Genomic DNA, 20947 nt, shown 5'->3' with positions numbered 1-20947 from the left:
GGCGTGACCCGAGCCGCCGGACGGCCGCCCTCCAACCACCGCATGAGGGCGGGCCGGGGCAACCCCAAGCTGCCCCGGCCCGCACCGAGATCCAACCCCCGAGAGGACTCACCGTGCAAACGATCCTGGCGCCTGTCAGCCCCCTTCCCGAACTCCCCCGCGTCGTCGCACGCACCACGACCGCGGTCGACGAGCTGCTCGCCGACAGCAGCGTGCCGTTCGACGACCGGATGACGCTGGCCCTGGCCCGAGTGGCCGTCATGTACGCCGACCTGCAGCGGCTCGCAGCGGCCGCGGTCCCGGCCACCACCCGGACGGTCGTCATCGACCTGGGCGCCCGGGCGGTGTCGGCATGAGCGGCCCCGCGTGGCAGCACGACGGCGCGTGCATCGACGAGGATCCCGAGCTGTTCTTCCCGATCGGCAGCACCGGACCCGCCATTCAGCAGATTGAGGAGGCCAAGGCGGTCTGTCACCTCCGCTGCCCGGTGCGCCTCACCTGCCTCAACTGGGCCCTCGAGACCCGACAGGAACACGGCGTCTGGGGCGGCCTGTCCGAGGACGAGCGACGATCCCTCAAGCGCCGCGAGACCCGGGCCGGGCGTAAGCCGAAGGTCAAGGCAACGCCGACGGCGCCGCCGCGCACCAGTGTGTCGGCCGACGCCGCCCGCGACGCCCTGGTCGCCGCGCGGAGCACCGGTCTCACCTGGCCGCAGATCGGGGGCCGGGCGGGCATGGACACCAGCGCGGTGCGCCTGATCGCGATCGGCGGCCGGCCGACGATCCTGGCCGAGACCGAGCGCCGGATCCTGTCGGTCTGGGCGCCCAAGGCGGGCCGGTGACCGAGACGCTCGAGCCCGGCCTCCACGACATCCCCGAGGCCGAGTACCACGCCGACCCTGTGCCCGGCGGCAGCGCCTCGAGCAGCACGCTGCGAAAGATGCTGGCGCCCTCTGCGCCCGCGGTCGTGCAGTGGGAACGCGAAAACGACACGTGGAAGCCGCAATACGACTTCGGGAGCGTCGCACACAAGCTGCTGCTCGGCCGTGGCGCCGAGGTGCACATCGTCAACCGCGAGGTGTGGAACACCAACGAGGTCAAGGCCGAGGTCAAGGCGGCCCGAGAGGCCGGCCTGATCCCGATCAAGGCGTCCGACTACCGCCGCGCGCAGGAAGTCGAGAAGGCCGTACGCAGACACCCGATCGCGCACGCTCTGCTCGAGCCCGGAAGCGGGATGCCTGAGCGCACGATCATCTGGCGCGACGCTGAGACCGGGCAGTGGTGCCGGGCCATGCTCGACTGGCTGTCCCTGCTGCCCGGTCAGCAGCCCGTGATCGTCGACGTGAAGACGACCGGGTCGGGTATCGACCGGCGCTCGATCACGAACACGATCGCGAAGTTCGGCTACCACCAGCAGGACGCGTTTTACCGGACGGCCGTCGAGTCACTCGGCTACGACCGCCCCTGGTTCTTCTTCGTGTTCATCACCTCGACCCCACCTCACCAGGTGGCCGTGGTCAGCCTCGACGACATCTCCGTCGTGGCCGGCCACGAGAAGAACCGGACCGCTCTTGCCCTCTGGGCTGAGTGCCGCCGCACCGGCGAATGGCCCGGTGTGTCAACGGATCTGGAAACCATCACCCTGCCCAACTGGGCTATCACGGAGGCATACGCGTGACCATCGAAACCCTGGCCAGCGCCCCGACCAGCGACCTGGCCGTGCCGACCCCGATCGGCGGGCACATCGCCGTCGCCGACGTCACCGCCTGGGTCGAGCGGGCTGAACTCTACGGCCAGCTGGCCCGGCGCCTGGTCCGTTCCCACTTCATCCCGCAGGCCTACAAGATCAACGTCCCCCCGCGCGCCGGGCAGGCCGAGATCGACGAGGCCTACGCCGTGGCCGAGGCCAACGCCACCGGCGCCATGATGCTCGGCGGCAGCCTCGGCCTCGACCCGCTCACGAGCCTGCAGCAGATCTACATCGTGCACGGCCGTCCTGGCATGTACGCCAAGATCAAGGTCGCCCTCGCGCAGGCTGCTGGTCACGAGGTCTGGGACGAGACCTACTCCGCCGAGCGGGTTGTCGTGTGCGGGCGCCGCAAGGGCTGGGCCGACGACCGCCTCGTCCGGATCGAGCTCACGATCGCGGACGCCGAGCGGGCCGAATGGGCGAAGTCGAACCCGAACTACCGCAAGACCCCGGCCGACATGCTCTGGTCGCGCGCCGCCTCCCGGGTCGTCGACCGCATCGCGTCCGACGTCCTGCACGGCATTCAGTCCGTCGAGGACATCGACGCTGACGAGACGACAGTCGAGGCCCGGCCCGCAGCCACCTCGGTCACGAGCGCCGCGATCCTGGCCCGAGCGGCGGCCGTGAAGGCCGCTGCTGACGACGCCAGCCCGCAGACTGTGCCGACCGCCGAGGCGGCCAGCGAGCCCGCCCCGACAAAGGCCGCGCCGCCGAAGATCCGGCAGGGGCAGCGCGACCGCCTCGCCGCAGCGTTCGACGGGCTCAAGGTCACCGAGTCCGGCGAACGGACCGCGATCCTGGCTGCGGTGGCCGACCGCGTGATCCGGTCGTCCGCCGACCTCACCGCGGCCGAGGCCGACACGGCCGTCGACCAGCTCGAGCGAGTCGCCAAGAAGCCCACCGCCGACGCCGACGCCTGGGTCGACCAGCAGCTCGAGCACGCGGCCGCGCTCGACCAGGTGCTCAGGACGGTGCGCCGTGGCGACTGACACCAAGCACCACCACGACACCGCGCACCCGGGCGCGGACCTCCGCAAGACCATCGAGCAGCTGCAGGGCTCCGGGCAGAGGAGGCCCTGCCAGCTGGCCGTCATGATCATCGTGCGCAGGTGGGCCCGCAAGGTGGCGGTCCCCGCCCCGTGCCCCGACGTCGCTGCGTACGAGATGCACGTGCGCTGCGGGATCGGCGACGAGGCACGCGAGGGCGCGGTCCTGATCTGCGCCGAGCACGAGCGCATGCTGCGTGAGCGCCCCGAACTCGCGCAGTGCCCGGCCGGCCACCCCACCACCATCCTCGCGGTGCTGCCCCTCGGCGGTGGCGCGTGACCGGCGTTCTGGCCGTGCTGCGGCACGTGCGGTTCTCCGACGGCACCCGCCTGCCGGCCGACCCGCCCCGAGACACCCGCGACCCGCGCGCGATCGCTTGCAGGGACCACCGCACCGGGTGCGATTGTCGCGAGGCGGATCTCTGCGAGGCGATCACCGAGGCTCGGTCCGAGGCACACCACGCGTTCCGAGCCGAGACGCACCTGCGGGCCGTCCTCCGGCTGCACGCGCCCCGCCTGCGCCGGTGGGTGACCGGGACCGGCTGCAGCACCTGCCTCGACCCGTGGCCCTGCCCGACGTGGTCACTCGCAAGCTCCGGCTTGCCCGAGCGGGAACGCGAGCAGCAGCTGCGCGAAGCCGAGAGCAGGATCTGATGCGCGAATGGCGAATCGACCTGCCGTTCACCAAGCCGGTCACCCTGAACGACCGAATGATCTGGCAGGTCAAGCACACCCACCGAAAGAGGTGGCGCGCCGCCGCGAAAACCGGTGCCAGGCAAGCCGGTATCCCGGAGCTCGCCAAGTTCACGGTGGTGTTCCACTACCGCCCGATCGACAACCGACGCCGCGACACCGACAACCTGGTGCAGTCCCTCAAGTGGATGGTCGACGGCCTGGTCGACGCCGGCGTCTGCATCGACGACGACCCCACGCACTACCGACTCACCGAGCCGGTGATTCACGGGGCGACCCGACCCCGTCAGCCCGGGCAGCTCTGGCTCGTCGTCCGCGATCTCGGCGACGAGCCGGGAACACAGACGCTGCTGCCCCTCGAAAGGACAGACGCATGACCGTCACCACCAAAGCCACCGTGCGCGTCAGCACCGCAGACCTGCGCGACGCCCTGAACGCCGTCATCCCGCTGGCGAAGAAGACCAGCACCGGCGACGACGAGATCGAGCACCGCGTGCGCCTGATCTTCGCCGCGAGCTGGCTGTTGATCTGCGCCACCAACGGGCAGGCCACCGGACTCGCGAAAGTGTCGATCGTCGAGGACTCCCGCGGTGTCCTGGGCGTCCTCGAGCCGGACGACGGCCCGATGATCGTCGACCTCCGGCCGCGCCGCGTGAAACTGATCCTGCAGCAGTTCAAGCCCCGCGCGACCGACCCCACCGTCGACCAGGCCATCCAGTTCAGCATCGACACCACCGCAAAGACGCTGCAGGCCACCGATGTTGGCGGATTCTGGTCGGACGGCGAATCCGTGGTGTTCCCCATCGAGGAGGCGGTCGACGCGTTCCCCGACATCGTTTCGCTGACCGGCCGGGCCCTGAACGGGATCGGCACCAGCCAGGTCGGCAAACCGCTCGTCACCGACTCGACGCTGCTCTCGCTGTTCCGGCCGGCGGGCAAGGCGTACGGGCACCCGCTGCAGGTCGAGTCCACCGGCAACGCCGACTCGCGCGGGTTCGTTGTCAGCTGCGGCGCGCGCTTCCTCGGAACCGTGGAATCCCGTCATCAGGACGACGATTCGCTCAAGTCCCGTGACAAGTGGCGCAACAGCTGGCGCGACCTGCTGCCCGCTCGTCTGGCGGCAGTCTGATGCCCGGCCTGCAGGTCGACCCGCAGATCACCGACGGGGCGTGGACCGGGCAGCTCCACAACCTGGCCAAGTTCCGCGTCGGCACCCTCACCCACGTCGGCATCCTCCCCCACGGAACACCCGACGGGGATGACGCATTCGCCGTAATGGGCCACACCAGCGACGGAACCCACGTAGTGCTCGAGGTCAGCTGGGACACGATGCGTGACGCCCTCGCCGAGATCGTCGCGGCCCGCCCACAGGAACCGACCCAGTGACCGGCGTGACCGTGACGGCCGCCGCCGTACAGGCAGCCCGACACCACGCTAAGGGCCGCGCGTTCGTCGAGCCGGGTGCCGACGCCGCCTGGCGCGGCGCTCTCGAGGCGGCCCTGCCTCACCTGATCTTCACCCCCGACGCAGGAAGCGAGGTCACCATGACCACCCCGACCGACCTGCCCCACCCGTCCACCATGGCGCTCGAAGAGCCCGAGTTCGACGAGCTGGCCACGGCCAAGACGCAGCGGTACCTGCGCGAGGAGCTGCAGGTCGAGGCCTCGGCGCTCGAGGTGACGACCCTGCTCGAGCTGCTGCGACCGCACATCGTGCAGTCGCTGACCGCGTCCCTCGAGGTCGTCGACCCGACCCCGTACGAGGTGCGCCGGGACGCCCTCGCCCTGGCCGTTCAGCGCTCGGCCGTGCGGTGCCCGTGCACGCATCAGCCCGAGGACGACATCTCGCTCGAGCTCGCGCCGATCTACGAGGACCTGCTGCGCGAGAAACTCCCCAGCGGCACCCAGATTGAGCTCGTCGACGACGTCGACCAGGCGCACGCACAGCCCTGATGAACGCCGAGCAGGTATGCGCGTGCGGGGCCGGCCTCCGAGTGGTGATCACCCTCGGCGGCCGGCGCCGCGAGCTCGAGGTCGACCCGCACCCCGACGGCACCCACGTCCTGACCGAGGTGCCTGCCATCGGCGGCGGCATGGCCGTGCGCGCACGCGTCCTCAGCGGCGTCGACCTGCCCGCTCAGGAGCCCGCGTACCGCTCGCACACCTGCCCCGCTCCCCCACCCCCGAAGGCGCCCCGGTGCGGCATCTGCCAGGGCCCCATGCCCATCGACGTCGCCACCTTGGAGGGCTGGACGATGCACCCGTGCTGCGACCCCGCGTACCAGCGCGAGGCCGCCCGCCAGCGCACCACCCCGCGGGCCCGGAGGTCCGCAGCATGAGCGACGTCATCACCGACCAGATCCGTGCCGGAGTGCTTGGCGCCATCGGCCGAGGCATGAGCAAGAGCTACGCCGCCCGCGCGGACGGCATCAGCGTGGCCGACGTCGAGGTGCTCATCGCCGAGGCTGGCGGTCTCGACGCGGTGCTCGCCCGCTACGCGCCGCACCGTGTGGTCGAGGGTCCACGCCCATGCCGTGTCTGCGGCGTGCCCGTCACCGCGGAGTACATCACCCGCACCGGGAACGACTGGCACGGCCACCACCCCGCCCCCCGCCCCCGGATCGAGCTGTGAACGGCGACCAGGTGCTCATCGACGCTCCTGCAGAGCGCCCGTGCACGCACCAACGCGTGCACCATCATCACGGCACCCTCGGCCGGTACGTGAGCGACCGGTGCCGCTGCAGGCCCTGCCGTGACGCGCACACCGCCTACCACCGCGACCGCACCACCCAGCTCGCGCACGGATCCTGGCAGAAGTACGCCGACGCAGAGCCTGTCCGTCAGCACCTGCGACAGCTGATGAGCGCGGGGCTCTGGCAGACAACCATCGCCGCACGCTCCGGTGTCGGCCTGGCAACCATCGCCCGTCTTCTGCGCACCAAGGGGCCACCCGTCCGAGTCCGCACCAGCACGGCGGCAGCTCTGCTCGCAATCACAGCGGGCCCCACAACCACCCGGACAGCCAGCGCGCTGTTCACCCTGAAAGAGGACGTCTGACAAATGGTTTGGTTCATGATCGATGACGCCTTCTCCGAGCACCCGAAGGTGCTCAGCATCCCGCGCACCTCGCGGCTGCAGGTCGTCGGTCTCTGGACGCTGATGGGCAACTGGTCGGCGCGGCAGATGACCGACGGCGCGATCTCGCGCGACCTGGTCGTCGAAAAGGGAGGAAGACCAGCGCAGATCAAGGCTCTGATCGATTCCGGCCTGTGGCACGGCCCCGACTCGCAGTGTGACCACCCAGACGACTCGTGCCCGGGGATCCCGGGCAAGGGCGAGCTGATCTTCCACGACTGGTTCGACTATCAGAAGTCCAAGCAGGAAATCCTCGACCGGCGAGCGAAGCGCGAGGCGTCGGGCCGGGCCGGCGGCAGGGCGTCAGGCACGACCCGACGCGGAAAGTCGGCAAGCAAACCCGAAGCAAGTGCTTCGCCCAAAACGAAGCAAGTGCTTCGCGAATCGTTCGTCGTTGCTTCGACCACGGGCGAACCCCCTTTCCCTCACCCTCACCCTCACCCAAACCCCTCTATGGCCGAGCTGGTCTGTCGTCGTCTGTTTGGTGACGCCCGCGACGCGAAGACGACGGCGCAAGAGCTGATTCCGATGTGGCAGGCAGCCGCCGGCGACGCAGACCTCGACGCCGAGCTGCGGAACTGGTTCATCCGCAACGCAGACACCGACCTGCGCAGCCCCTCGGCCGCCCTGCTCGGCTGGCTGGCCAAGGCAGCTGAACGAGCCGCCCGCCCCGGACCCAAGCCGGTACTCGGCTGCAGCGGCTGCGACCGCGGCTGGCTGCCTGACCACCCCGAGACCGGCATTCCCCGCCCCTGCCCGACCTGCAAGCCCCACACCCGCCGCATGGAGGCAGTCTGATGTCCGAACGCCACGAACAGCCCGCAGCCCTCATGCTGACACTCTGGCGCCGCTGCGCGGCCGTCGCCCTCGAGGCCGCCCGCGTCGGCGACCACGACGGCGCCGCCGGGTCGCTGCGCATGATCCGAGGCCTCGGCCACCGCGCTGAGCAGGTCTCGCTGCTCGTGTGGGTCGACGCCGTGCTCGAGGCCAACGGGCTCGCCGGCCACACCGGCCCCGCGTGCTTCCGGCTCTACGAGATCGACGGCCGCGGCGCCTCACAGCACCCCGCAATCGACTGGCTCGGCCGGCTCGCCACCGCCCGCGCCGAAGGCGACCACGACCGGATGAGCCGGGTCATGCGCGAGGCCGAGGTCGACCAGATGCGCTGGCGCGAGTACCTCGACCAGGCCCTACACGTCGCCGCGCACACCATCCAGCTCGAGCCTCAGCGCCGCGCTGTCGTCGCGCTGAACTGACCTACGCCACAACCGCAACCACGGAGGAGAATCAACGATGAGCCGCCTGCAGTGGCACGAGCTTCGCGCCGAAAACGACCGTCTGCGAACCGAAAACGAGCGCCTCAAGGCCGGCGCAGATGAGACCGCGCTCGTCGAGGGCGCCACCCCGACGCCTGGGCAGTGGATCGCGGCATACCTGGCCGCGAGCGCGCAGGGCCGCCGGGACATCGCCTCGGCGGTTCTCGAGCAGAGCGCGCTCACCCGCCGATGCTTCGAGATGGACCACGAGAACGAGTTGACCCGGCTCAAGACCGAGGCGCAGCGCCTTCGCGAGATCAGCGCGTCCGTGACGGCCCTTCCCGACGGGCAGCTCCACGTCGAGTGGCACGGGCCCGATCGCGACCCCTGGGACTGGACACTCATCCGGCCTCACCTGCTCGACGGTTTCATCGAGAAGCACAACGCGCTGGTGCGCGAGCTCGCCGAGATCGCAGCCGAGCGCACCGCGGCCTGGCAGGCCTACGCCGAGACCACCGGCGACCACTCGGCCGCCGAGGCACTCTGCGAGGGCTGCAGCGGCACCGGCGAGCACAAACGCTGGTGCCCGCGCGCAGTCGGCAAGGTCGCCGCGGTCCTCGGCGCGCTGGCCGACACCACCCGCGACGTGGCCGCCATGATCGCCCGCGAGGATCCCGACACCGCCCTCGACGCCGCCAGCATCGCCAACCGCCTCGAGGCAACCGCCGCCCTGGCCACCCGCACCCCGACCGGAGCCTCTGCGTGACCTTGCACTGCGTCGTCGAGACGTGGCACCCGCTCAAGGGCGAACACGTGCTCGGCTGCGAGGACGAGCGGTGCCGGGGCTGCGCGCCCCGGCCCGCCGAGCCCCCGCTACTGGTCTGCACCCCCTGCCGACTGCGGACCGAGGACCACCTGACCGAGCTACCCGCGCTACGGGTAGATCTGCTCACCCCGACCCGGCCCCGGGCCGGCGGCGGCCCGTCCCTCGAGGACGCCGTGCGAGACCGGACACCGACCACGCTGGCCGAGGTCCGGTCCCCCGCCTCGGACGCCGCTCTGTCCGAGCGGCACGACCTGCGAGATCTGGTGCTCAAGTGGGTGCGCTACCTGATCGACCACCACGGCACCCCTGCCTGGGACGTGCGCACGGGCGCGTACCGGTACATCCTCGAGCACTACCGGCTGCTGCTGGCCGACGTCGACCAGGCCGCCACGTTCGTCGAGCAGCTCGACGACGCCCTGCGCCGGGCCAGACGCCGGGCCTACCCGTCGGGCCCGCCCGGGCAAGCATTGGGCGAGTGCCCGACCTGCGGCGTGATGGTGCGCGCCGAAGGCCTCGGCCCGGCCACCTGCAGGGGGTGCGGCGCCACCCGCAGCATCGACGAGTGGCAGCAGGTGCTCGCGGGCGACCTGTCCGGCGAGGTGGCCGCGATCGGGCCCGATATCGCGGCCTGGCTCTCCGCCCGGCATGCCCGCGAGGTCACCCCGTCCACAGTGCGGCAATGGGCCAGCCGCGGCGCCCTGGTCGACCGCCGGCCGCCCTTACTCGGCCGCGAGCGCGTCACCGTGCGGCGCCTGGGCACCGACGACTACGCGCGGGCCCTGTATAGCGTCGCGGACGCCCGCAGGATCGGCCTCGGCCTGTACGGAGCTCCCAAAGCCAGCCTCGGCGTCTGACCTGCTCTCACCAACAAGGAGATCCCCCAAATGCCTCTGTCCATCACCGAACGCCGCACCACATGTGCCACCGCCCCCGTCCAAATCGAGGGCACCCTCTCCAACGGCCAGTTCTTCTACTTTCGGGCCCGGCACACCGGCATATCCCTCGGCATCGGAGCGACACCCGATGAGGCGGTCGAGAACACCGTCATTGCAGTGGGTCTCGCTCAGCAAGGGGCTATACCTGTTGGCCCGCACGAATGGTCGCACCTCGCACAACCCGACCTGGTGCTCGAGGCCCTGCTGAGCCTGCTGCCGTGACCCTGATCTTCCTTTACCTCTGCTGGTGCGCCCTGGCTGCCTGGGGCCCCTGGTCACCCGGCCGATACCGGTTCCCGGCCAACGTCGGTGCCTGGATCCTCTGTCTGTGGGCGGCCGTCATCCTGCAGCCGGTACCCTGACCGCGGGTCGAGTCCACCGCCCCGGCGTCTGGCGCCGCCGGGGCACCCTCGAAAGGACTCCTCATGCCCGCATTCCCACGCATCCGCCGGGCCACCCCCGGCGAGACCGTAAACGTCTACGACCCACCGCTGCCCGTGCTCGCCGGCATACGGTTCCCCGACATCACGCAGACCGGCAAGGGCAAGCAATGGACCGAACCGCGCGAGTACGGCTGCATCGCAATTGCCTGGACCAACAACCCCGACGCCGTACAGATCCGGTGGCAGATGGAACCCAACGACCCGCTCTTCGAGGACTGGATCGACGCTGGTGACGTTCGCTACCTCGAAACGTAGCCAACGTCACCCAACGACATTCGACGATCCGAATTGACGTCAAACGCCGCCTTGACCGATCATCTGTCACAACAGAGCGGCGCGGCTGCATCCCCCCGTCGGCCCGCCGTACGGCGCTCAGCTTCCCCCGTGGCTGAGCGCCGTCTCTGCGTCCGGGGACAAGCGAGGTGAAATCCCTTGCCCACCAAGCGGACCCGCACGACAGGCGACCCCGCCCTCAAGACGTACGCACGCAAGCAGCTCCGCGCCGCCATCCTGATCGAGGTCAAGGCCGGCCGCGGATGCGAGAAACCACGCTGCCTCATGCGCACCCGAGCGATCGCCTGGTGGCTCCCCCGCACCTCGCCCTGGTCCTACGACCTCGACGAGATCCTGACCCGCGACCAGGGCGGCAGCCCCACCGACCCGCACAACGTGCGGCCCGCCCACGCAAGATGCAACCGGTCAGCCGGTGCCGGCCTCACCAACAGCAAGCGACGTGCTCGAGCTGCAGCTGCTCGCGGCCCGCTCGACGTCCACCTCGACGATTGGTGAGGAGATCAGGGATGACCGGGCACGAACTCGCCAAGCTGTTGCTCTCACTGCCCGATCTCGAGGTGCAGCAAGGTGAATGGGACATCGCGGGCGCCTACCACCTGCAGTTCACGCACATCCCGGACGTGATCGAGCTCGAGGCGCGCTGACCCGGGGGCACCCCGAAAGTTCAGGGCCCCCGGCCGGGACCCCGAACACCGTCGACATTTTTTTCTACTGAACGGGGGCCGGCGTGGCGGTGCGATCGGTTGGCGGGACGGGCGGGGCCCGGAAGCCCCGGGCGAAGGCGCCCGGGCCGGTGCTGAAAGCCGCGCGCGCGTCGCTCGAGACGCTGGACTCGCGACACCCGATGGCGCAGCTGCTCGGCGCGGCCGTTGAGCGCCTCGCCCGCGACGTCGACGAGGCCGAAGAGGTCCGAGACCGGGTCGCCGCGGTGAAGGCGCTCATGGACGTGACCGGCCGCCTCGGCGAGGTGCCGACCACGCTGCCACCGGGCTCGCCGCCCCTCGATGGCACGGACGACGCCGAGGGCGGTGCGGCCCATGGTGACGACCCGTTCGACATTGGCGATCTGCCCCCCGGCGTGGGGAACTCGCAGGCGTCCTGAGCGGGCGACGTGGGGCCCGACCGTGGCCCGGGTGTCGGCCCGGATGGGCAAACGGCAGATGCCGTGGCAGCGGCACGTGCTCGACGTCGCGCTCGAGATCGACCCGGACACCGGCGAGCTCGCCTACCGCGACGTCGTGGTCACCGTGCCGCGTCAGTCCGGCAAGACCACCGTCACGCTCCCCCGCGTGGTGTGGCGGGCCGAGGCTGCTCACCTGCTCGGCGGCCGGCAGACAATGCTGTACGCCGCGCAGACCGGCATCGCGGCCCGCTCGAAGTGGGAAGAGGACTTCTGCGAGGACCTCGCGGCGGTCCCGATCATGCAGGGCCGCTGGCGGAAGATCGGGACCACCGGCCGCGAGAGGATTCGTTTCAAGTCCGGCTCGACGTTCGGGCCGATTGCCACCAAAGCCGAGTCCGGTCACGGGAAGACGCTCGACGACGGCACCCTCGACGAAGCTTTCGCTCAGGTCGACGCCAGGGTCGAGGAGGCCTGGCGGCCCGCGATGATCACGCGGCGCAACGCGCAGTTCTGGGCGGTCAGCACCGCTGGCACCGCGAAGTCGCTCTACCTGAAGGGCAAGGTGGCCCGGGGCCGTGCGATCACCGAGCTGGGGCGCTCGTCGCGTACGGCCTACTTCGAGTGGTCGGCGCCGAAAGACGCTGATCCGGAGGACCCCGCTACCTGGTGGGCGTGCATGCCCGCGCTGGGCCACACGATCCGGATCGAGGACATCCGGCACGAGTTCGAGACGATCGAGGGCGGGTTGCCGGCGTTCCGCAGGGCGTACCTGAACCAGTGGAGCGATGAATTCGACGACGCTGACTGGTGCATCCCCAAGCTGTCCTGGTTCGCCTGCGAAGACGAGACCTCGACCCGGATCGGGCCGCCGGCCCTGGCGCTCGACGCCGCCCCGGACCGCTCCCGGGCGTCGGTCGCCTACGCCGGCGCGCGCGCTGACGGGCTGCCGATGACGCAGCTGATCCGTGCTGGCGAGGGCACCGAATGGGCCGTCGACGAAGCCGCGAAGATCGCCCGCGAGAAGGGCGCGACTTGCGTGGTTCTCGACGGCGGTGGCCCGCTGGCGAACAAGCTCGAGCGGCTGCAGACCGCGCTCGGCGGGGTGTGCCCGGTCGAGGTGCTCGACCAGGGCGACGTGGCCAACGCGGTCGGGTCGATGCACGACGCGATCGTCACCGAGCAGCTGCGCCACACCGGACAGGCCGAGCTGACCGGCGCCCTGGCGGCCGCGGTGCTGATCCCGTCCGGCGACGGCCGCTCACGGTTCGGCCGGCGCAAGTCCGGCGGCGACATCAGCCCGCTGTACGCCAGCACGCTCGCCCTTGAGGGACTGCGCCGATACCCGGACACCGGCTCGATTCTCTACTGACGGAAGGCGGTTTCACCGTGGAGTTCTCGACCCCGCTGCAGGTGCTCGGCCTAGCGCTGCTGGTCATGTTCGCCGCGACGTTCGGCGCCCGCTGGGCGCTGCTGGCTGGGGCCTGCGTCGCTCTGTTCCTGTCGCTCGCGCTCTCGGGGGTCCGGCTGCAGCTGCGTCTTCGGGTTCCGGAGCGTGAGGCCTCGGCCGCCGACGAGAGCAAGGGCTGATCATGGATCTCATCAGCCGCGCCGCGGCGACCCTGCGCGGGCCCCGGGCCAGCCTGCAGAACCCGGCCGTGCCGATCAGTTCCGACGCCATCGTGACGATGATCGGCGGAGCCCCGGGCACGTTCACAGGCCGCCCGGTGACCGAGAAGAGCGCGCTCGGACAGTCAGCGGTCTGGCAGGCCGTGAATCTGATCTCGGGCACGTGCGCGGGTCTGCCGCTGCACGCGTACAGCAAGAAGGGCAGCAGCCGGCAGCCGCTGAGCTCAGGCCGGGCCGCTGCGCTGCTCGATAACCCGCACCCGGACCTGACCCCGTACGAGCTGTGGGAGCTGGTCTACGGGTCACTGTGCCTGCACGGCAACGCGTACCTGATGAAGCTGCACAACCAGGCCGGGGCGCTGGCCGAGCTGTGGTGGATCAACCCGAACCGGGTGAAGGCCGGCCGGGCCGACGACGGCACGAAAATGTACGTCCTCGACGGGAACACCGACCCGCGGGCGATCCGCTCCGACAAGACGATCCTGCACATCCCCGGTTTCGGGTATGACGGCACGGTCGGCTGCTCGCCGATCCGGATGGCGCGACAGGCGATCGCGTTGGGCATGGCCGCCGAAGAGTTCGGCGGCACGTTCTTCGGAAACGGCAGCCTCGCGACCGGCATGCTGCAGACCGAGCAGCGCCTCGACCAGGCCGAGGCCACCCGGCTCAAGGCGTTGTGGAAGATGGGCGCCCACGAAGGCCTCGACGGCGCGCACGACATCCGAGTCGTCGGGTCGGGAGCGACCTACACGCAGCTGACGATCGCGCCTGCCGACGCACAGTTCCTCGAGACCCGCGAATTCCAGATCACCGATATCGCCCGGTGGTACGGGATCCCACCGCACATGCTGATGCAGACCGAGAAGAGCACCAGCTGGGGCACCGGGATCGAAACGCAGAACCGCGGGTTCATCACCTACACGCTCGATCGGTACCTGGTGCGAGTCGAGCAGCGGATGACGAAAACCATCCGCCCGGAACCGGTCTACGCGAAGTACACCCGGGCCGGACTGCTCCGCGGTGATACCGCCGCGCGAGGCGCCTTCTACCGCGAGCTGTTCCACCTCGGCTCCATCTCCCCCAACGAGATCCGTGCGCTCGAGGACTGGGACCCGATCGAGGGCGGCGACGCCTACTACGTCCCGCTGAACCTCGGCCCGCTCGGCGCCGAGCCCGCGCCGGATCCGGAGCCCGAACCACCCGCGCCCGACCCGGCTGCGGACCCTGATGACGAAGAAACGGTGCCCGCATGATCGTCGCAACGAACCTGCCCGTCCGCTGCCTGAACAGTTCGTGCCCGGCCCCGGCCGACACCAGCGTGCCGATCGCCGAGGCAGCCCCCGGCGTCCTCGCGCTGCCGCGGCTGCTGTGCGCCGGATGCCGTCACGAGGTCCACAACGTCACCGAGGAAGGGGCGCCCGATGCGTGACACCCTCTACCGATTCCACGGCCGCGCGAACCCGGTCAACCGCCAGCGCACCCCGATCCGCGCCGAGCTCATGGTCGAGGACGGCGAGGCAGCAGGATCGGCAAAGCTGTTCCTGTACGACCCGATTGACAGCTGGGGCGGGATCTGGGGCGTCAGCGCGAAGGAGTTCCTGACCGCGCTGGGCGAGCTGCCCGAGGGGACCGAAGAGATCCGGCTGCACATCAACTCCCCCGGCGGCGAGGTCTACGAGGGCATCGCGATCCTGAACGCGCTCCGAGCTCACCCGGCCCGGGTCGTGGCCGTGGTCGACGGCCTGGCCGCCAGCGCCGCCAGTTTCATCGCGACCGGCGCCGACGAGGTCGTGATGAGCGAGAACACCGAGCTCATGATCCACGACGCCTGGGGCATCGTGATGGGCCCGGCCGCCGACATGCGGTTCATGGCCGACCGGCTCGACGCCCTGTCCAACAACATCGCGAGCGTCTACCAGCGCAAGGCCGGCGGCACCGTCGAGGACTGGCGCGCCGTCATGGTCGAGGAGAAGTGGTATTCCGCGGCCGAAGCCGTCGAGGCCGGCCTCGCCGACCGCGTCGACGACGGCACCGACCCGGCGGCCGCCGAGACCGCGAAGGCCAGCTACGACCTCGCCGGCATGTTCAAGGCCCGGGGGAAGAAGGCGCCGACCGCACCGGCGCCGGACTACACGCCACCGCCGCTGCCCGCGAACACCCCGCGGGCACCCGAACCCACCGCTCCCGCGCGCACCGAGAGCGATCCCGATCTGCTGGCACGGTTCCGGGCCCGCGAGGCCCGACAGCTCGCCAGCGCCTAACCCCCTGAGCAACCGGGCCCACGAGGGGCGCCGGTGCGATCCCTGACCGATGAGAGGAAACAACCGTGGCACCTGACCTTCAGGACCGCATCGACGCCCGTGCACGCGCGTGGGAGACGATGAAGGAGATCATGCAGCGGACGGGCAACGACCCGTCCGGCGAGGACAAGGCCACCTACGTGAAGGCCGAGATCGCCTACGACCAGGCGGACGAGGTCATCGCGACGGCCGAGAAGTTCCTCAAGATCGCAGCCGCGCAGAACGCCGGTTCGGTGGTCAACCGCGCCGGGGTCGTGGCCAGCACGGGCGACATCACCTCCGAGGAAGACGCCGCTTACGAGCGGGCTTTCAACCGCTACGTCCACGGTGGTCTGGCCGAGCTCGAGGCGGACGACAAGAAGCTGATGCGCGCTCGGTTCGAGCAGCCGAAGAACGCGGCCGGCACCACCCCCGCCGCCGGTGGGTACACCATCCCCCCGGCGTTCCGTGACCAGATCATCCAGCAGATGCGGTTCTTCGGACCGATGCTGCAGGAGGCCGAGGTTCTGGAGACGACCACGGGCGCGAACATCCCGTGGCCGACCAACGACGACACCGGCAACGTCGGTGCGATCCTCGCGGAGAACAGCCAGATCACCGAGCAGGACGTCACTCTCGGCACCAACTCGCTGGACGCGTACATGTACACGTCGAAGCTGGTGCGCGTCAGCTACCAGCTGATGCAGGACAACCCGCGGTTCGAGGCCTGGCTCGCCAAGCGCCTCGGCGAGCGGCTCGGCCGGATCCTGAACGCGCACTACACCGTCGGCACCGGAACCGCTCAGCCCGACGGCATCGTCACGAACGCCACCGTGGGCGCCACCACCAGCGGCACGTTCGCCGCGACCGGCGGCGTCAACTACGCCGCGCTGGTCGACCTGGTCGAGTCGCTCGACCCGGCCTACGGCGGCCTGTCCGACCTGAAGTTCATGGGTCACCAGAGCGCCCGGAAGGCGGCCCGGAAGATGCTCGACGGGCAGAACCGGCCCCTGTGGGAGCCCTCTCTGCAGGCCGGTGTCCCGTCGAACCTGATGGGTTACCCGTTCATCCTGAACAACGACATGGCCACCGAGGCGATCGCCTCGAAGTCGCTGGGGTTCGGCTCGATCCGCGAGGCGTACGTGGCGCGGGTCGTGCAGGACCAGAAGCTCATCCGTCTCGACGAGCGCTACGCCGACTACCTGCAGGTCGGCTTCTTCGCCTTCACCCGCGCGGACGGCACGCTGCAGAACGCGTCCGCTTTCAAGGTTCTGCAGGGCCCGGCGAGCTGACCCGGCCCCTGACGTAGCGACCAGGAAGGACCCACCACCATGGCTGACGCCAAGGCGAACACGGCCGTGCCGACTCCCGCGCACGGCGACCACGACCGGGTGCAGATGCTCTCTCTGCGCGCGGACGGAACCCCCGACCAGACCGCGGGATTCGAGATCATCGGTGACCGCGAGGTTGCCCTCGAGCAGGCCCGCGAGCAGTTCGCGCAACAGGCCGTCTCGGCGGTTGACCAGGCCGAGCGAACCGCGGCGGCGACCGACGAGATCGAGGACCTCGGTCAGGATCCCGTGATCGAGGAACGGCTGCGCAAGCACGAGGCGGCGGCGAAGGCCGCCGAAGCGGCTGCGGCGCGGGTCATCGACGAGAAGTTCACGGACGACCCGGCCGACACCGCGCAGTCGTCGACGTCGGCCAAGTCCGGCAGCACCTCGAGCAAGTAGCGCACCCGGCCGGTCGGCCCGGCATCACCACCCCGGGCCGACCGGCCCGCACGCACCGAAAGGACCACCCCGTGCGACATGACGCGCACCGACTCGGCGAGGGCGCCACGCTCGCCGCCGATACACACCGACACGACGCTGTCAGATGGCACTGCCACGCGCGCCTTTCGCGCCTGACCGTGCCACATGCCACAAGCCACAAAGTCCGCGACGAGATCCGGTCGCTCGAGGTGGCCGGCCGCCACGGGCTGCAGGGCTGGGGCGAGGCGCAGCACCGGCTGCTGACCGACCTCGGTGTCGAGCCGGACGTCACCGAGGTCGACGGCAATTTGCTGATGTACGGCGGCGCGTCCGTTCAGTGGCAGACGCTCATCGGAAATGGCAGTGCCACAGCCGATCAGGCGCTGACGTACTACTCCAACGCCCGGGCCGCGGTCGGTGTCGGTGACTCGACGACGGCGGCCGCTGCCACCCAGACCGACCTGCAGGCGGCCACGAACAAGACGCGTGTCGCGATGGATGCCACGTATCCGCAGCACACCGACGGCACCGTGCTGGCCTCGGCCTCGATTGCCTTCCGGGCCACCTTCGGTACTGCGGCCGCGAACTGGGCCTGGCAGGAGTGGGGCATCTTCAACTCGGCAACGGCTGCCACGGGCCGGATGCTCAACCGCAAGGTCGAATCGCTCGGCACCAAGACCAGCGCCTCGAGCTGGCAGCTGACGCTCACCCTGACGCTGGCCTGACACACCCCGGACCGGGTGTCGGTGGGGAGCGGGTAACCCCACCGACACCCCCGGCCCAACGAATCGCGCAGGGGGTGCTGTGGCCAAGCTCGACACCCTGGTCGACACTTTCGACACCGCCGACGGAACGAAGTGGGCCGGCATCGCCGGCACCAACCCGCTCGTCACCGGCGGGCAAGTCCAGATCACTCCGACCGGCGCGTTCCCGGGGTTCACCTCGCAGGTGACGTGGGACCTGACGAGCAGCTCGTTCACCATCCAGCTGGTCTCGGTGCCCGCCATCGGCACCCCGTCCGCCGGCGTCTTCGTGGCCCTCAACGTCGACGAGACCAACCACGTCCGATGGAACTGGGACAACACCGGGAACGTCTTCGCCGTCAGGGAAACCGCAGGCGTCGACAGCCTCATCGGCACCGGCGGCGTGCCGTACGTGGCCGGCATGTGGGTCCGGTTCCGCGAGGCCGCTGGTGTCATCAGCTGGGACTACAGCAACGACGGCATCTCGTGGACCAACAAGGGCTCGTGGGCCGCCACCGGCGTCTGGTCGGCGGTCAAACCCGTCATCTACGCGGGCTACTGGAACGCGGCTGACCCGGCTCCCGGCCCGGCCGCGTTCGACAACGTCAACAACCCGCCCGTGCCCACCACCAAGGCCGCGGGCGACACCACCACGCTGACCGACGCCGCGCAGCTGCAGCGCGCCAGCGCGGTGACCGACACGAGCACACTGGCCGACAGCGTCACCGGGCTGCAAAGCACGACCGGCAGCACCGACACCGCCGGTGTGGCCGAGTCGGTCACGCTGGTGGCGGCACTGGCGCGCACGGACACAGCCACCCTCACTGAGGCCGCGGCACTGACCGTGGTCGTGGCAGCGTCGGACACAGCCGCGCAGACCGAGGGCCCGCCGGAACTCGCTCTGGCGGTCACAGACACAGCCACGCTGACCGAGACGGCGGCCGCGGCCGCCACACTCACCGCGGCCGACGACGCAGCCCTGACAGAAGGCGCGACGCTCAACGCGGGCAGCAGCCCGGCGGCCGCCGACGGCGCGGCGCTCGGTGAGGCAGCGGCAGTGGCCGCCACGGTGGCCGGCGCCGACCTGGCGGCGCTCACCGAGGCGGCGCAGCTGCTGGTGCTGCTCGACCGGGCCGACTCTCTGGCCCTGGCCGAGGGCACCACGTCGGGCAGTGTGGCAGCGGCCGCCACCGACACCTGGTCGCTGACCGAGACTGCCAGCCTCGGCGCTGACGGCATGGTCGCGGCCGGCGACGCGGCCGCCCTGGCGGAGGCCTCGGCGCTGGCCGCCGTGCTGGCGGCCGCCGACGCTCTCACCGTCACGGACGTGGCCGAGCTCGGCGCCTATCTGGCGGTCACAGACGTTGTCGCGCTGGCCGAGTCTGCCGCTGTGGCAGCCGCTGTGGCGGCCGCCGACGTGCTGGGTCTGGCCGAGCAGCCGGCGGCGCTGGCGGCACTGATCGCGCGGTCGGACGCGGCGGTGCTGGCCGAGGCCTCGCTCTTGACGATCGCGACCAGCCTGATCGGCGCTGACTCGAGCCTGCTGCTCGAGAGCGCGGCGCTGCTGATCGTCGATGGCGAGCTCCACACCCGCGGCGTGCTGACCACCGGGCAGGGCGCCGGCACCGGGATGCAGATCGGGATGGGCCCGAGCACCACCATGAGCGGAGGACGGACATGATCGAGGTCGGCGACCTGGTGCCCCTCACGTGCAAGGTCACCCGGCCCGATACCGGCGCGCTCAGCGACCCGGGCGACATGCGGCTCGTCGTCACGCTGCCGGACGGGCTGACGACGCTCTCGTCCCCGGCTGACCTGACCGTGGAGCATCCGAGCATCGGGCTGTACACGTGCGACGTGCCGACCACGGTGGCCGGTCTGCACTCTTATCGGTGGATCGCCACCGGCGTGAACAGCGGCGTGCAGGCGGACGTCTACAACGTCGAGGCGGACGGCCCGCGCCTGGTTTCGCTCGTCGAGGCGCAGGAGGCGCTGCGCGGCCTGCGCCCGTGCACCAGCGCGGCCGACCTCGAGCGGCTGCGCTGGTACGTCCTGGTGGCCTCCCGCGCGGTCGAGCTCGACCTCAACCGGGTACTGACCCCGCGGACCATCACCGAGGTGCACCAGACCGGCGGCTCGGTGATCCTGCGCCAGGGCCCGGCGCAGCAGATCCTCTCGGTCGACGTCGACGGGATCGTCGCCGATCCCGGCACCTACCGGATGCGGACCGACGGCATCGTCGAGACCCGCTACGGGTGGACGACCTCGCAGGCCTGGGGCGCCGGCCGGACCACGATCACCTACCGCGCCGGCGACATGGTGCTCGACCCGGTCGTGCGCAAGATGTGCCTGTCCGGGATCAAGCGGATGTGGCTGCAGGCGCAGCAGACCCCGTCCCTGCCGCCGGAAGACATCGGCGCAGAGGACCTTTCCGCGATCGTGCAGAGCCTGACCCCGCTCGAACTCGACGCGTACTTCAAGCTGCGGCGCCTCGCGATCGCCTGACGAGAGGGGAGAGATCATGCCCGACCAGATCCGCACCGGTCAGGTCATCGATGCACTGCTCGCGCGGTGCCGTGCGCTGCCCGGTTTCGCCGACCCGGGCACGTGCGAAGAGAGCGACGACGTTCTCGTGTGGGACGGCCCGGAGTGGCTGCCCCTGGAGAGCAACACCCGCGGCCGACACCTGATCATCGGGTGGTCCGGCGACCGAGGCAGCCCCTCGCCTGCAGCCGATACCGACTGGGTCGCGGGCTCCATCGCCCGAGACGTGCGTCCCCGAGACGAAACGACCCGGCTCGTGTGCCTGGGCACGGCGCAATGGGCTGACTCCCCCAAGGCGGCCCGAGACCAGGCGCTGCAGCTCGTCTCTGCCGTCGCAGGGATCTGCAGGACGGATCCGAGCCTCGGGATCGACACGTCCGCGACCGTCGGCGGGCACCGAACCCTCACCTACGTGACCGGCGGGTCACTGACGCAAAGCGCTGTGCAAGAGGGCTTTACCGCCTCACAGCTGTTCACCATCACGTACAAGACAAGGGTGTGA

Annotated in this window: 31 protein-coding genes and 1 pseudogene; all 32 read left to right on the top strand. The window is 70.4% G+C overall.

Features of this window, described 5'->3' with window-relative positions:
• The first annotated feature begins 113 nt into the window (after positions 1–113).
• A complete protein-coding gene (locus J2S57_RS19145) occupies positions 114–356 on the top strand; it encodes a hypothetical protein (protein WP_307244886.1) in 243 nt (80 codons plus the stop codon).
• Positions 353–598: pseudogene (locus J2S57_RS19140) on the top strand (WhiB family transcriptional regulator); the annotation flags it as partial. The gene J2S57_RS19145 and the pseudogene J2S57_RS19140, both read left to right, overlap by 4 nt.
• A gap of 239 nt (positions 599–837) precedes the next feature.
• A complete protein-coding gene (locus tag J2S57_RS19135; protein ID WP_307244884.1) occupies positions 838–1677 on the top strand; it encodes a PD-(D/E)XK nuclease-like domain-containing protein in 840 nt (279 codons plus the stop codon).
• Positions 1674–2738 carry a hypothetical protein gene (locus J2S57_RS19130; RefSeq protein WP_307244882.1) on the top strand — a complete coding sequence of 355 codons (1065 nt, stop codon included), beginning with the start codon at positions 1674–1676 and terminating at the stop codon, positions 2736–2738. The genes J2S57_RS19135 and J2S57_RS19130 overlap by 4 nt, the downstream gene beginning before the upstream one ends.
• Positions 2728–3075 carry a hypothetical protein gene (locus J2S57_RS19125; RefSeq protein ID WP_307244880.1) on the top strand — a complete coding sequence of 116 codons (348 nt, stop codon included), beginning with the start codon at positions 2728–2730 and terminating at the stop codon, positions 3073–3075. The genes J2S57_RS19130 and J2S57_RS19125 overlap by 11 nt, the downstream gene beginning before the upstream one ends.
• A gap of 283 nt (positions 3076–3358) precedes the next feature.
• Positions 3359–3865 (top strand): RusA family crossover junction endodeoxyribonuclease, encoded by a 507-nt coding sequence (locus J2S57_RS19120; protein ID WP_307244878.1) that lies wholly within the window; start codon positions 3359–3361, stop codon positions 3863–3865.
• Positions 3862–4617 carry a hypothetical protein gene (locus tag J2S57_RS19115; RefSeq protein WP_307244877.1) on the top strand — a complete coding sequence of 252 codons (756 nt, stop codon included), beginning with the start codon at positions 3862–3864 and terminating at the stop codon, positions 4615–4617. Before J2S57_RS19120 ends, J2S57_RS19115 begins: the two co-directional genes overlap by 4 nt.
• The gene (locus tag J2S57_RS19110; protein WP_307244875.1) at positions 4617–4874 is read left to right on the top strand and encodes a hypothetical protein; all 258 of its coding nucleotides are present in this window, start codon (positions 4617–4619) and stop codon (positions 4872–4874) included. The genes J2S57_RS19115 and J2S57_RS19110 overlap by 1 nt, the downstream gene beginning before the upstream one ends.
• Positions 4871–5440, top strand: coding sequence for a hypothetical protein (locus J2S57_RS19105; protein WP_307244873.1), 570 nt, complete (start codon positions 4871–4873; stop codon positions 5438–5440). The genes J2S57_RS19110 and J2S57_RS19105 overlap by 4 nt, the downstream gene beginning before the upstream one ends.
• A gap of 44 nt (positions 5441–5484) precedes the next feature.
• Positions 5485–5826 carry a hypothetical protein gene (locus J2S57_RS19100; protein WP_307244871.1) on the top strand — a complete coding sequence of 114 codons (342 nt, stop codon included), beginning with the start codon at positions 5485–5487 and terminating at the stop codon, positions 5824–5826.
• The gene (locus tag J2S57_RS19095) at positions 5823–6119 is read left to right on the top strand and encodes a hypothetical protein (RefSeq protein WP_307244869.1); all 297 of its coding nucleotides are present in this window, start codon (positions 5823–5825) and stop codon (positions 6117–6119) included. The genes J2S57_RS19100 and J2S57_RS19095 overlap by 4 nt, the downstream gene beginning before the upstream one ends.
• A complete protein-coding gene (locus J2S57_RS19090; protein ID WP_307244866.1) occupies positions 6116–6544 on the top strand; it encodes a hypothetical protein in 429 nt (142 codons plus the stop codon). Before J2S57_RS19095 ends, J2S57_RS19090 begins: the two co-directional genes overlap by 4 nt.
• A gap of 15 nt (positions 6545–6559) precedes the next feature.
• The gene (locus J2S57_RS19085) at positions 6560–7420 is read left to right on the top strand and encodes a hypothetical protein (protein WP_307244863.1); all 861 of its coding nucleotides are present in this window, start codon (positions 6560–6562) and stop codon (positions 7418–7420) included.
• Positions 7420–7878, top strand: coding sequence for a hypothetical protein (locus J2S57_RS19080; RefSeq protein ID WP_307244861.1), 459 nt, complete (start codon positions 7420–7422; stop codon positions 7876–7878). The genes J2S57_RS19085 and J2S57_RS19080 overlap by 1 nt, the downstream gene beginning before the upstream one ends.
• Positions 7879–7915: 37 nt before the next feature.
• Positions 7916–8644 carry a hypothetical protein gene (locus J2S57_RS19075; protein ID WP_307244858.1) on the top strand — a complete coding sequence of 243 codons (729 nt, stop codon included), beginning with the start codon at positions 7916–7918 and terminating at the stop codon, positions 8642–8644.
• Positions 8641–9558, top strand: coding sequence for a hypothetical protein (locus tag J2S57_RS19070; RefSeq protein WP_307244856.1), 918 nt, complete (start codon positions 8641–8643; stop codon positions 9556–9558). The genes J2S57_RS19075 and J2S57_RS19070 overlap by 4 nt, the downstream gene beginning before the upstream one ends.
• A gap of 30 nt (positions 9559–9588) precedes the next feature.
• Entirely contained in the window at positions 9589–9861 is a 273-nt protein-coding gene (locus tag J2S57_RS19065) for a hypothetical protein (RefSeq protein ID WP_307244854.1), read from the top strand.
• A 203-nt stretch (positions 9862–10064) separates the two neighbouring features.
• The gene (locus J2S57_RS19060) at positions 10065–10337 is read left to right on the top strand and encodes a hypothetical protein (protein WP_307244852.1); all 273 of its coding nucleotides are present in this window, start codon (positions 10065–10067) and stop codon (positions 10335–10337) included.
• 177 nt (positions 10338–10514) lie between these two features.
• Positions 10515–10871 carry a hypothetical protein gene (locus J2S57_RS19055; protein ID WP_307244850.1) on the top strand — a complete coding sequence of 119 codons (357 nt, stop codon included), beginning with the start codon at positions 10515–10517 and terminating at the stop codon, positions 10869–10871.
• Positions 10872–10882: 11 nt separating this feature from the next.
• Positions 10883–11020, top strand: a complete 138-nt coding sequence (locus tag J2S57_RS19050; protein ID WP_307244847.1) for a hypothetical protein — start codon at positions 10883–10885, stop codon at positions 11018–11020.
• 149 nt (positions 11021–11169) lie between these two features.
• A complete protein-coding gene (locus tag J2S57_RS19045) occupies positions 11170–11478 on the top strand; it encodes a hypothetical protein (protein WP_307244844.1) in 309 nt (102 codons plus the stop codon).
• 31 nt (positions 11479–11509) lie between these two features.
• Complete coding sequence (locus J2S57_RS19040) at positions 11510–12868, top strand: terminase large subunit domain-containing protein (protein WP_307244842.1); 1359 nt, start codon at positions 11510–11512, stop codon at positions 12866–12868.
• A 17-nt stretch (positions 12869–12885) separates the two neighbouring features.
• Positions 12886–13086 (top strand): hypothetical protein, encoded by a 201-nt coding sequence (locus tag J2S57_RS19035; protein ID WP_307244839.1) that lies wholly within the window; start codon positions 12886–12888, stop codon positions 13084–13086.
• Between the two features lie 2 nt (positions 13087–13088).
• Positions 13089–14378 (top strand): phage portal protein, encoded by a 1290-nt coding sequence (locus tag J2S57_RS19030; protein ID WP_307244837.1) that lies wholly within the window; start codon positions 13089–13091, stop codon positions 14376–14378.
• Positions 14375–14554: a hypothetical protein gene (locus J2S57_RS19025; protein WP_307244836.1), complete on the top strand. Its 180-nt coding sequence runs from the start codon at positions 14375–14377 to the stop codon at positions 14552–14554. Before J2S57_RS19030 ends, J2S57_RS19025 begins: the two co-directional genes overlap by 4 nt.
• Positions 14547–15386, top strand: coding sequence for a head maturation protease, ClpP-related (locus J2S57_RS19020; RefSeq protein ID WP_307244835.1), 840 nt, complete (start codon positions 14547–14549; stop codon positions 15384–15386). Before J2S57_RS19025 ends, J2S57_RS19020 begins: the two co-directional genes overlap by 8 nt.
• Before the next feature lie 65 nt (positions 15387–15451).
• Positions 15452–16696: a phage major capsid protein gene (locus J2S57_RS19015; protein ID WP_307244833.1), complete on the top strand. Its 1245-nt coding sequence runs from the start codon at positions 15452–15454 to the stop codon at positions 16694–16696.
• 39 nt (positions 16697–16735) lie between these two features.
• Positions 16736–17137, top strand: a complete 402-nt coding sequence (locus tag J2S57_RS19010) for a hypothetical protein (RefSeq protein ID WP_307244831.1) — start codon at positions 16736–16738, stop codon at positions 17135–17137.
• A 179-nt stretch (positions 17138–17316) separates the two neighbouring features.
• The gene (locus J2S57_RS19005) at positions 17317–17883 is read left to right on the top strand and encodes a hypothetical protein (protein ID WP_307244829.1); all 567 of its coding nucleotides are present in this window, start codon (positions 17317–17319) and stop codon (positions 17881–17883) included.
• 79 nt (positions 17884–17962) lie between these two features.
• A complete protein-coding gene (locus tag J2S57_RS19000) occupies positions 17963–19582 on the top strand; it encodes a hypothetical protein (protein ID WP_307244827.1) in 1620 nt (539 codons plus the stop codon).
• The gene (locus J2S57_RS18995) at positions 19579–20406 is read left to right on the top strand and encodes a hypothetical protein (RefSeq protein WP_307244825.1); all 828 of its coding nucleotides are present in this window, start codon (positions 19579–19581) and stop codon (positions 20404–20406) included. The genes J2S57_RS19000 and J2S57_RS18995 overlap by 4 nt, the downstream gene beginning before the upstream one ends.
• 16 nt (positions 20407–20422) lie before the next feature.
• The gene (locus tag J2S57_RS18990; protein WP_307244823.1) at positions 20423–20947 is read left to right on the top strand and encodes a hypothetical protein; all 525 of its coding nucleotides are present in this window, start codon (positions 20423–20425) and stop codon (positions 20945–20947) included.

The organism is Kineosporia succinea (assembly GCF_030811555.1).
Taxonomy (GTDB): Bacteria; Actinomycetota; Actinomycetes; order Actinomycetales; family Kineosporiaceae; genus Kineosporia; species Kineosporia succinea.
Note: the sequence above shows the minus strand (reverse complement) of the source record. Positions and strands in the feature narration are given on the sequence as shown.